Source organism: Pseudomonas sp. W2-17 (genome assembly GCF_041060445.1).
Taxonomy (GTDB): Bacteria; Pseudomonadota; Gammaproteobacteria; order Pseudomonadales; family Pseudomonadaceae; genus Aquipseudomonas.
This window is the reverse complement of record NZ_JAUFNS010000020.1, coordinates 11,130-21,856: the sequence shown is the minus strand read 5'-3', so window position 1 is coordinate 21,856 and position 10,727 is coordinate 11,130. Positions and strand designations below refer to the sequence as shown.

Sequence of the window (10,727 nt, the reverse complement as noted above, 5' to 3'; positions counted from 1 at the left end):
CAGCCGACAGCTTGATAACAGGAGACCATTACCATGCTGCCACCGCTGATCCCACTGAGCGCGGCCCCCGTGACTTCGCAGCTGGACCCGGTCAAACCCACCCCGGATATCCCGCCGGTAACGCCGATTCAAAAGAGTTCGAGCGAAACCAGCATCGACATGGGCGAACGTGACCGCGAGCAGGCCGAATTGCTGCTGCGCGAGGAACAACGTCGCCATCAACGCCGCCGCAGCGACCGGCGCGTGGCCGACCGTCACCCTGATCTTCAAGAAGGCCCGGCCATTCCCGGGGATTTCCTCAATGCCGACGACACCGTGCCGGTGGTGCCGATCATTGACGACGAGCCGCGCCAGGGTCTGTGGGTCGACCTGAAGGTCTGAGGCGCTGGTCAGCGCCGCCTCGATTGCGCATTATTGGCGGCAACAGCTATTCACGAGCGATACGCCATGAGCGATGACGGAAAACTGGTAGACCTGAGCGCCGAGCGCGCCAAGCGTGTTCACGACCTCAATGACAAACGCCTGAACGAAGTCCGCAGCGCTTTCGAGCAGGCCATGCCGCTGGGCAAGGGCAAGAAGAAAGCCAAGAGCAAACCGAAAAAACGCTGACCCGCCTTCCGTTCGTCCCCCGTCTGCCGGCTGCTGTTTGTGATTGACGCCGGCATTGACCTGAGTCAATTCCTCTCGCCACCCCTCTGGTTACTCTGCGCCCATCAAACAGACTCGGGCAGAAGGAGTGCGCATGTTTCTCGACCACGCAGTGATAGCCGGGGTCATGACGGTGGGGCTGACGATGGTGATTTATTCAAGCGTCGGACTGGTTATCTGGAGAGACGCACCCCGGCGCGGAAGACGGTGAGTCTTCAATAAAAAGAGCACGCAAGGCATTTGGGGCAACTTCGGTTGCCCATTTTTTTGCGTTATGGCTGTGCGTGCTGATTGCTATGCCGGGAGGATGCTGGCGTCGGCTCAGCCCACGGTGATAGGCGGCAGGTCGGCCAGGGTCACGGTCTGCAGCTTGCGTGGCGCGAGGATTTCGGCCTCGCCATCCACCACCAGCTCATCGTTCTGGTTGAACACGCGAGTGGCGATGCGCACGCGGAATTTCGGCAGTTTCTCGAGGATTTCCAGGCGCACGGTCAGGGTGTCGCCGATCTTCACCGGCTTCTGGAAGGTCATCTGCTGACCCAGGTAAATCGTGCCCGGGCCAGGCAGTTCACAGGCCACCGCCGCGCTGATCAATGCGCCGCTGAACATGCCGTGGGCGATGCGATCCTTGAACATGCTTTTGGCCGCGAACTCGGCGTCCAGGTGCACCGGGTTGCGGTCGCCGGACATCTCGGCAAACAGCTGGATGTGACGCTCTTCGACGGTTTTGCTGTAGCTGGCAGTCTGACCGACTTCAAGGGCTTCGTACGGCGTGTTGGTGACTTGGGTCATGGGGTGTCCTGTGACAATTAAGAAAGATGAACCACTGACGTCATTCGCTGCGGCGCGGCCTTGGCTGCTGCAGCGCCCGTTCAAGCCAGGCGAGCAGGTCTCGGGTGACCTCTTCACGATTGGTCTCGATGAGGATCTCGTGACGCGCCTGCGGATAGACCTTCAGCGTAACAAACGGGTGGTCGGTGCCGCTCAGAGCGTCGGCCAGATGCGTGAGACGCTTGCCATCGCTCACCGGATCACATTCGCCACCGATAATCAGGATCGGCAGTCCGGGATCGATCTGCGCCAGGTTCGAACGCTTGCTGATCTGCTGCAGGCCACCAAGCAGGTCCATCCACAGCTGATTGGTGCAGCGAAAGCCGCACAGCGGGTCATTGCTGTAGGCGTCAACCTCGGCCGGGTCGCGATTGAGCCAGTCATAGCAGGTGCGTGCGGGCTTGAAGCGTTTGTTGAAGGAGCCGAACGACAAGTGTTCGATCAGCGCACTGCGCCCGGTCGGGCCTTTCCGCCAGCGTTCAATACGGGCGACCAGCGCCGCCGAGCGATAGAAGGTGACGGGATGGTAATTCGAACCGCTGAGGATCACGCCCTGCAAACTGGCGCTGTGGTGCAGCAAATAACCCTGGGCGATGTAACTGCCCATGCTGTGACCCAGCAGGAACACCGGCACCCCCGGATGACGCACCGCAATCGACGCTTTCAGCGTGGCGAGGTCGCCGACCACTTTGTTCCAGCCGTCCTGATCAGCGTAATGGCCCAGGGTGCCATAGGTCGCCGTATGGCCGTGGCCACGCTGATCGGCGCCATACAGGGCGAAACCTGCCCGCATCAATGCCTTGCCCAATCTGTCATAGCGCCCGGCGTGCTCAGCCATGCCGTGGGAAAACAGGACCACCGCCCGGGCATTGCCCATCGGCCTCCAGGCATGCACATAGAGTCGACTGTGATCTTGAGCGTCCAGCCAAAAAGCTTCGTGTTCCATCGCGGTTCCCTGGCCCTGTAAAAAGTTGTCTCAAAAAACGCAGTGGCGAGCGCTTCGCTTGAGTGTATAGCGGTAACCGGATGGCGGGCTGGTTACCCGCAAGATTCACACCGGTGATGACGCGGCGACGACTATTTGCCTTCTATGCCATAGCTGCTAACGTCCGGCAAACGCCCGTTTAAATTCCACGGGGCCAGCACACTCAGGTAAGAGGATAAAAACAACATGCAACCTGACTTCTGGAACGACAAGCGCCCCGCTGGCGTTCTTTCTGAGGTGGACCTTCAGGCGTACACATCGGTAGTCGAAGTGTTCGAGCGCAGTTGCCGCAAGTACGCCGATCGGCCTGCCTACAGCAACATGGGTGTCACCCTGAGCTACGCAGAGCTTGAACGCCAATCCGCTGCGTTCGCCGGTTACCTGCAACAGCAGACCGACCTCAAACCCGGCGACCGCATCGCCGTGCAGATGCCCAACCTGATCCAGTACCCCATCGCCGTGTTCGGTGCCATGCGCGCCGGCCTGATCGTCGTCAACACCAACCCGCTGTACACCGCCCGGGAGATGCGCCACCAGTTCAAGGATTCCGGTGCGCGCGCACTGGTCTACCTCAACGTCTTCGGCAAGAACGTGCAGGAAGTGCTGCCGGACACCGATATTCAGTACCTCATCGAAGTGAAGATGGGCGACATGCAGTCGGCGGCCAAAGGCTGGCTGATCAACACGGTGGTCGAGAAGGTCAAGAAGCTGGTGCCGGCGTATCACTTGCCCCAGGCCAGCCCGTTCAAACGTGTGCTCAAGCTCGGCAAGGGCGATCGTCTGCAGCAGGTGCCGCTGGCGCTGAAAGACGTTGCTGTATTGCAGTACACCGGCGGCACCACCGGTTCGCCGAAAGGCGCGATGCTGACCCACGGCAATCTGGTCGCCAACATGCAGCAGGTCTATGCCTGCATGCAGCAGCATGGGCCGGACGGGCAGCCGATCTTCAAGCAGGGCAGCGAGATCATGGTGGCGCCGCTGCCGCTTTATCACATCTATGCATTCACCTGTAATTGCATGTGCATGATGGTCAGCGGCAATCACAACGTGCTGATCTCCAACCCGCGGGACATCGGCGGCTTCATCAAGGAGCTGAAGAAGTGGAAGTTCTCGGCGATGCTCGGCCTCAACACGCTGTTCGTGGCGCTGATGGACCATCCCGAATTCAAGAACCTGGATTTCTCAACGTTGCGCCTGACCAATTCCGGCGGCACTGCGCTGGTCAAAGCCACCGCCGAACGCTGGCTGCAGCTGACCGGCTCTCCGATCGTCGAGGGCTACGGCCTGACCGAAACCTCTCCCGTCGCCACCGCCAACCCTTATGGCAACCAGTCCAGGCTGGGCACGGTGGGCATGCCGGTGCCGGGCACCACGGCGAAGGTCATCAGCGACGACGGCATCGAACTGCCCGTGGGTGAGCGCGGCGAGCTGTGCCTCAAGGGGCCGCAGATCATGCTTGGCTACTGGAACAAACCGGAGGCCACCGCCGAAGTGCTGGACAGCGAAGGCTGGCTGAAAACCGGCGACGTCGCGGTCATCGACCCGGACGGGTTCATCCGCATCGTCGATCGCAAGAAAGACCTGATCATCGTTTCGGGCTTCAATGTCTACCCGAACGAGATTGAAGACGTGGTCTCGCGGCATCCGAAAGTAGCGAACTGTGCGGTGATCGGCGTTCCCGACGACCGTTCGGGCGAGGCTGTGAAGCTGTTCGTGGTGCCGAGGGATGCAACGCTGACCAGCGAGGAGTTGAAGGCATACTGCAAGGAGAACTTCACCGGCTACAAGATTCCCAAGCAGATCGTGCTGCGTGAGTCGTTGCCGATGACGCCGGTGGGGAAAATCCTGCGGCGGGAGTTGCGGGATATCGCCTGATCCTGCGGCGATTGCTCATCAGCTTCCAACCCAAGAAAAAAACGGCGTGTTGATCACGCCGTTTTTTTTGCCTGGTATTTTGCTGGTGAGTTCAATCGGACCGCATTAAATGAACATCGACGTAAGAGTTTTCCGACATTTAGGTTCATTGCTCTAAACGTGACCGTCGCATATTCAAGAGTCAGATATGTGACTGGAGAGCCCGCTTTTGGCTCTAGGCGGCCTCTGGCAAAGCTGATACGCTCGCCCCGCTTTTTGTGCCATCGGTCAACAAAAAGCGGTGACTACACAATTCCAAACACAAGAAATCATCGCATCAAGCGGTGTGTAGAAACGCTGTCGCTGAGGAGTCGGCTTTTATGCTCGAAAACTTCTGGAAGGATAAATATCCGACAGGTATCGCCGCCGATATCGATCCGGATCAGTATCCGAACGTACAGGCCGTATTGAAACAGTCCTGCGAGCGTTTCGCCAACAAACCTGCGTTCAGCAACCTGGGCAAGACCCTCACCTACGGCGAGATGTACACGCTGTCCGGTGCCTTCGCTGCGTATCTGCAACAGCACACCGATCTGCAACCCGGCGATCGCATCGCCGTGCAGTTGCCCAATGTGCTGCAGTACCCGGTCGCGGTGTTCGGTGCCATTCGTGCCGGGCTCATCGTGGTCAACACCAACCCGCTGTACACCGCGCGGGAAATGGAACATCAATTCAACGACTCCGGCGCCAAGGCGCTTATCTGCCTGGCGAACATGGCGCACCTGGCCGAGAAGGTCGTGCCCAAGACCGGCGTCAAGCACATCATCGTCACCGAAGTTGCCGACCTGCTGCCGCCGCTCAAGCGCCTGCTGGTCAACAGCGTCATCAAGTACGTGAAAAAGATGGTCCCGCCGTTCCACTTGCCCAAGGCGGTCAAGTTCAACGACGTGCTGGCCAAGGGTCACGGCCAGCCGGTGCAGGATGTTTCGCCGAACGGTAACGATGTCGCGGTGCTGCAATACACCGGCGGCACCACCGGCGTGGCCAAGGGCGCGATGCTCACCCACCGCAACCTGATCGCCAACATGCTGCAATGCCGGGCGCTGATGGCGGCCAACCTCAACGAAGGCACGGAGATTCTGATCACGCCGTTGCCGCTGTACCACATCTATGCGTTCACGTTTCACTGCATGGCGATGATGCTGAGCGGCAACCACAACGTGCTGATCAGCAACCCCCGTGATTTGTCGGCGATGGTGAAAGAGCTGTCGAAATGGAAGTTTTCCGGCTTCGTCGGGCTCAATACGCTGTTCGTCGCGCTGTGCAATAACGCCGACTTCCGCCACCTGGATTTCTCCTCGCTCAAGCTCACCCTCTCGGGCGGCATGGCCCTGCAAACCGCCGCGGCCGAGCGCTGGAAAGAAGTGACCGGCTGTTCGATCTGCGAAGGTTACGGCATGACCGAAACCAGCCCGGTGGCGTCGGTCAACCCGTTCCAGAAAATCCAGATGGGCACCATCGGCATTCCCGTGCCCTCGACCCTGTGCAAGACCATCAATGACGCGGGCGAAGAGCTGCCGTTGGGCGAAGTGGGCGAGCTGTGCATCAAGGGCCCGCAGGTCATGAAAGGCTACTGGCAGCGCCAGGACGCCACCGACGAGATGCTGGACGCCGACGGTTGGTTGAAGACCGGCGACATCGCGATCATTCAGCCGGATGGCTACATGCGCATTGTTGATCGCAAGAAAGACATGATTCTGGTCTCCGGCTTCAACGTGTACCCGAACGAACTGGAAGACGTATTGGCGACCCTGCCGGGCGTTCTGCAGTGCGCGGCCATTGGTATCCCGGACGAGAAATCCGGCGAGGCGATCAAGCTGTTCGTGGTGTGCAAACCGGGCACGACCCTGAGCAAGGATCAGGTCATGGAGCACATGCGCGCCAACGTTACTGCATATAAAGTGCCGCGCAGCGTGGAATTCCGCGACGCCCTGCCGACCACCAACGTCGGCAAGATCCTGCGCCGCGAACTGCGTGACGAAGAGCTGAAAAAGCTGGCGCTGAAAAAGCCGGCGTAAGTCAGCCGTCACAACCACAGACCCCGCCAGCGTGCGGGGTTTGTTGTTTTTTAGGTGCGCACTGATGGGTCAGGACGATATCGCTGAACTTCCGGCAGATGAATGACCTGTGGGTGGTTTAAAGATCTTGAGCCGAACTCACTCCCACAAGTCCTGCGGCGTCACCGAAATCCCGGATCGACCTCGATCTTGTGGGAGCGAGCTTGCTCGCGAAGGCTCACTTTCCTTCACTAGAGAAAGTGAGCGAATGCCCCGGCCCCTTCGTGAGCAAGCTCACTCCCACAAGTTCTGCGGCGTCACGAGATCCTGGGTCCAGCCCGATCCTGTAGGCGGTAAAAGCTGCTGAGACCTGCATCCGCCCCGCCAAATCTGCGACAATCCGCGCCCTGCATTCAGATAGAAAGATTCCGCGCCCTGATGACCGACGATTCGACCTCCATCGACCAACTCTTCAAAAACCTCGACCACGCGATGATCAGCGATCGTCATCGCTTGCGCCGGCAATTGCATGAGCTGCGCAAGAAACCGGACGAGACGAAGCTGGCGCAATGGGTCGAGCGTGTGCAGGCATCGTGCGCCCGTGTGCTGAGTCGCGCCCAAAGCGTGCCGACCATGCGCTACGACGAAAACCTGCCGATTGCCGCCAAGCGCGACGAGATCAAGAAAGCGATTCTTGAACATCAGGTCTTGATCATCGCCGGCGAAACCGGCTCGGGCAAAACCACTCAGTTGCCGAAAATCTGCCTGGAAATCGGTCGCGGTCAGCACGGTCTGATCGGCCACACCCAGCCGCGTCGAATCGCAGCGCGCAGCGTTGGCAGTCGGGTCGCCGAAGAAATCGGCACGCCGCTGGGCGGTCTGGTGGGTTATCAGGTGCGCTTCGAAGATCAGAGCGACGAAAACACCCTGATCAAGCTGATGACCGACGGCATCCTGCTCGCCGAAACCCAGCACGACCGCTATCTTGAGCGCTACGACACGATCATCGTCGACGAAGCCCACGAACGCAGTCTGAACATCGACTTCCTCCTCGGTTACCTGAAAACCCTGCTGCCCCGTCGCCCGGACCTGAAAGTCATCATCACCTCGGCGACCATCGACCTCGAACGCTTCTCCGAGCATTTCGACAAGGCGCCGGTCATCGAAGTCTCGGGTCGGACCTTTCCGGTGGAGACCTGGTACCGGCCGATGACCGCCCAGCAGGACGAAGAGGGCAACAGCATCGAGGAGGACCTGACCGTCGATCAGGCGATTCTCGCCGCGCTGGACGAGTTGGCCGCCTTCGAACGAAGCGAGCGCAAGTCCCCTGGCGATGTGCTGGTGTTTCTGCCCGGCGAGCGGGAAATCCGTGACGCCGCCGAGATGCTGCGCAAGGCGCAACTGAAACACACCGAAATCCTGCCGCTGTACGCGCGCCTGTCGCCGGCCGAACAGCAGCGAATTTTCCAGTCGCACCCGGGCCGTCGCGTGGTGCTGGCGACCAACGTCGCCGAAACCTCGCTGACCGTGCCGGGCATCCGCTACGTCATCGACACCGGCACCGCGCGCATCAGCCGCTACAGCTACCGCGCCAAAGTACAGCGTCTGCCCATCGAAGCGATTTCCCAGGCCAGCGCCAACCAGCGCAAGGGCCGTTGCGGTCGGGTCGAGCCGGGCCTGTGCGTGCGCCTGTACAGCGAAGAAGATTTTTTCTCGCGGCCCGAATTCACCGATCCGGAAATCCTGCGCACCAACCTCGCGGCGGTCATTCTGCAGATGCTGCACCTGCGTTTGGGCCAAATCACCGATTTCCCCTTCATCGAGCCGCCGGACGGCAAGGCCATCAGCGACGGCTTCAACCTGTTGCAAGAGCTGTCGGCGGTCGACCGCGAGAACAATCTGACGCCGATGGGGCGTCAACTGGCGCGCCTGCCGGTGGACCCGCGCATGGGCCGCATGTTGCTGGAAGCGGCGAAGCAGGGCAGCTTGCAGGAAGTGTTGATTGTCGCCAGCGCCATGTCCATTCAGGACCCACGCGAGCGTCCGCCGGAGCGTCAACAGGCCGCCGACCAAGCCCACGCCCAGTGGAAAGATCAGGACTCCGACTTCGCCGGGCTGGTCAATCTGTGGCGCGGTTTCGAAGAACAGCGCCAGGCCCTGACCGCCAGTCCGCTGCGTAACTGGTGCCGGCGCAACTTCCTCAATTACCTGCGGCTGCGCGAATGGCGTGACTCCCATCGCCAACTGAGCCTGATCTGCCGCGACCTGCAGCTGACCGTCAACAAAGAGCCGGCCGATTTCCCGAAATTCCACAAGGCGGTGCTCTCGGGCCTGCTCAGCCAGATCGGCCAGAAGACCGAAGACGGCGACTACATGGGTGCACGTCAGCGGCGGTTTTGGGTGCATCCGTCATCGGGGCTGGGCCGCAAGCGCCCGCAATGGATCATGGCCGCGGAGCTGGTCGAAACCACCAAGCTGTACGCGCGCATGGTGGCGAAGATCGAACCGGACTGGATCGAACCTCTCGCCGGGCACCTGATCAAGAAAAACCACTTCGAACCCCATTGGGAAAAGAAGCGCGGCCAAGTCGTCGCCTTCGAGCAGATCACGCTGTTCGGCCTCATCGTCGTTGGGCGTCGGCCGGTGCATTTCGGGCCGATCGACCCGGTGGTGTCCCGCGAGTTCTTCATTCGCGAAGGGCTGGTGCGCGGTGAAATCCAGTCCCGGGCCAAATGCCTCGCCGCCAACACCAAGCTGCTGGAACAGCTCGACGAACTGGAAGCCAAGGCGCGGCGCCGCGACATCCTGGCTGACGAAGAAACCCTGTATCGGTATTACGACGAACGCTTGCCGGCGGATATCCACCAGACCGCGACGTTCGACGCCTGGTACCGGATGGAAAGCCAGAAGAACCCGCAGTTGCTGATCATGCGCGAGGAAGATGTGCTCGCCCGTGAGGCCAGCGAGGTCACGGCCAATCAGTACCCGGACACCTTGCGTCTCGGCGAACTGACCTTGCCGCTGACTTACCACTTCGAGCCCAACCACCCGCGCGACGGCGTGACCCTGCGGGTGCCGGCGCCGCTCTTGCTGTCGTTGCCGGCCGAGCGCCTGGAATGGCTGGTGCCGGGGCTGCTGGAAACCAAATGCGTAGCGCTGGTGCGCAATCTGCCCAAGGCGCTGCGCAAGAATTTCGTCCCGGTGCCTGACTTCGTCAAAGCTGCGTTGCAACGGATGGTCTTCGCCGAAGGCTCGTTACCTCAGGCGCTTGGCCGCGAGCTGTTGCGCATGACCGGCGTGCGGGTGACTGACGAAGCCTGGGCCGAAGCGGCGCAGCAGGTGGAAAGCCACCTGAAAATGAACCTTGAAGTGGTCGACGCCAACGGCAAGTTCCTCGGTGAAGGCCGTGAGCTGGATGAACTGACCGCCCGTTTCGCCGAGGCCGGACAGGCCGCGTTGGCGGTGCCGCAGTCGGCGAAAGGTCAGCAGCCAGTCGAAGCCAAGGGCTTCGCAAAGGTGGCCGAGAAGACTCAACAGCAGATTGCCGGCTTGTCTATGACGGTGTATCCGGCGCTGGTAGAAGAGGGCGGCGCGGTCAAGGAAGGGCGTTTCTCCACTCAGGCAGAGGCCGAATACCAGCACCGTCGAGCCCTGCAACGGCTGTTGTTGCAGCAATTGGCCGAGCCGACCAAATTCCTGCGCAGCAAGTTGCCGGGCCAGACCGAACTGGCCTTGCTGTACCGCGACCTGGGTCGGGTCGATGGGCTGATCGAAGACATCCTTCTGGCGAGCCTCGACAGCTGCATTCTTGAAGGCGAAACCACGTTGCCGCGAGACGGCGCCGGCCTGCTGTCGCTGGCCGAGCGCAAGCGTGGCGGTCTGACCGAGCATGCCGAGCGGCTGGCGAGGCTGACGCTGGAAATCCTCAAGCTCTGGCATGGCCTGCAAAAGCGCTTCAAGGGCAAGATCGATCTGGCCCAGGCCGTGGCGTTGAATGACATCAAGGGTCAGTTGAGCAAGCTGGTGTATCCCGGTTTCGTCCGCGAGACGCCGGCGGTGTGGCTCAAGGAACTGCCGCGTTACCTCAAGGCCATCGAAATCCGTCTTGAGAAGCTCGGCAGCCAGGCGCAGAAGGACCGGGTCTGGAGCATCGAACTGGGCAATCTCTGGGCGCAGTACCAGACCCGCGCCGACAAACACGCTCAGGAAGGCAAGCGCGACCCGGAACTGGTGGTGTATCGCTGGTGGCTGGAGGAACACCGCGTGTCGCTGTTTGCCCAGCAACTGGGGACCAAAGTCCCGATCTCGGACAAGCGCCTTAACAAGCAATGGACCCAGGTCGAGGGTTGATC

8 protein-coding genes are annotated in these 10,727 nt (G+C 60.8%); 6 read left to right on the top strand and 2 right to left on the bottom strand.

The annotated features are described in order from the left end of the window. Positions 1–33 precede the first annotated feature (33 nt). From QWI20_RS21620 to ccoM, 3 genes are all read left to right on the top strand, one after another. Entirely contained in the window at positions 34–381 is a 348-nt protein-coding gene (locus tag QWI20_RS21620; RefSeq protein WP_369307159.1) for an aspartate-semialdehyde dehydrogenase, read from the top strand. Between the two features lie 66 nt (positions 382–447). Then, on the top strand, positions 448–609 hold the full coding sequence (locus tag QWI20_RS21615; protein WP_192171548.1) for a hypothetical protein: 162 nt from the start codon (positions 448–450) through the stop codon (positions 607–609). Positions 610–742: 133 nt separating this feature from the next. Continuing rightward, the gene (ccoM, locus tag QWI20_RS21610; RefSeq protein WP_369307158.1) at positions 743–859 is read left to right on the top strand and encodes a cytochrome c oxidase subunit CcoM; all 117 of its coding nucleotides are present in this window, start codon (positions 743–745) and stop codon (positions 857–859) included. Positions 860–969: 110 nt separating this feature from the next. Here ccoM and QWI20_RS21605 read toward each other — a convergent pair whose 3' ends face one another. Both QWI20_RS21605 and QWI20_RS21600 read right to left on the bottom strand, forming a co-directional pair. Further along, complete coding sequence (locus tag QWI20_RS21605; RefSeq protein ID WP_192171547.1) at positions 970–1,440, bottom strand: MaoC family dehydratase; 471 nt, start codon at positions 1,438–1,440, stop codon at positions 970–972. Positions 1,441–1,480: 40 nt separating this feature from the next. Beyond that, a complete protein-coding gene (locus tag QWI20_RS21600; protein WP_369307157.1) occupies positions 1,481–2,425 on the bottom strand; it encodes a lysophospholipase in 945 nt (314 codons plus the stop codon). Positions 2,426–2,650: 225 nt separating this feature from the next. Here QWI20_RS21600 and fadD2 point away from each other — a divergent pair, with 225 nt between their 5' ends. The 3 genes from fadD2 (at position 2,651) to hrpA (ending at position 10,725) form a co-directional block, all read left to right on the top strand. Next, complete coding sequence (gene fadD2 / locus QWI20_RS21595) at positions 2,651–4,339, top strand: long-chain-fatty-acid--CoA ligase FadD2 (protein ID WP_369307156.1); 1,689 nt, start codon at positions 2,651–2,653, stop codon at positions 4,337–4,339. A 359-nt stretch (positions 4,340–4,698) separates the two neighbouring features. Beyond that, positions 4,699–6,396 (top strand): long-chain-fatty-acid--CoA ligase FadD1, encoded by a 1,698-nt coding sequence (fadD1, locus tag QWI20_RS21590; protein WP_192171544.1) that lies wholly within the window; start codon positions 4,699–4,701, stop codon positions 6,394–6,396. A gap of 417 nt (positions 6,397–6,813) precedes the next feature. Next, positions 6,814–10,725, top strand: a complete 3,912-nt coding sequence (hrpA, locus tag QWI20_RS21585; protein WP_369307155.1) for an ATP-dependent RNA helicase HrpA — start codon at positions 6,814–6,816, stop codon at positions 10,723–10,725. The last annotated feature ends 2 nt before the right edge of the window (positions 10,726–10,727 follow it).

Bases quoted from the DNA above. Each gene is read 5' to 3' on its own strand.
- QWI20_RS21620 (WP_369307159.1), top strand. From the start codon at position 34: ATGCTGCCACCGCTGATCCCACTGAGCGCGGCCCCCGTGACTTCGCAG.
- QWI20_RS21615 (WP_192171548.1), top strand. From the start codon at position 448: ATGAGCGATGACGGAAAACTGGTAGACCTGAGCGCCGAGCGCGCCAAG.
- ccoM (WP_369307158.1), top strand. From the start codon at position 743: ATGTTTCTCGACCACGCAGTGATAGCCGGGGTCATGACGGTGGGGCTG.
- QWI20_RS21605 (WP_192171547.1), bottom strand. From the start codon at position 1,440: ATGACCCAAGTCACCAACACGCCGTACGAAGCCCTTGAAGTCGGTCAG.
- QWI20_RS21600 (WP_369307157.1), bottom strand. From the start codon at position 2,425: ATGGAACACGAAGCTTTTTGGCTGGACGCTCAAGATCACAGTCGACTC.
- fadD2 (WP_369307156.1), top strand. From the start codon at position 2,651: ATGCAACCTGACTTCTGGAACGACAAGCGCCCCGCTGGCGTTCTTTCT.
- fadD1 (WP_192171544.1), top strand. From the start codon at position 4,699: ATGCTCGAAAACTTCTGGAAGGATAAATATCCGACAGGTATCGCCGCC.
- hrpA (WP_369307155.1), top strand. From the start codon at position 6,814: ATGACCGACGATTCGACCTCCATCGACCAACTCTTCAAAAACCTCGAC.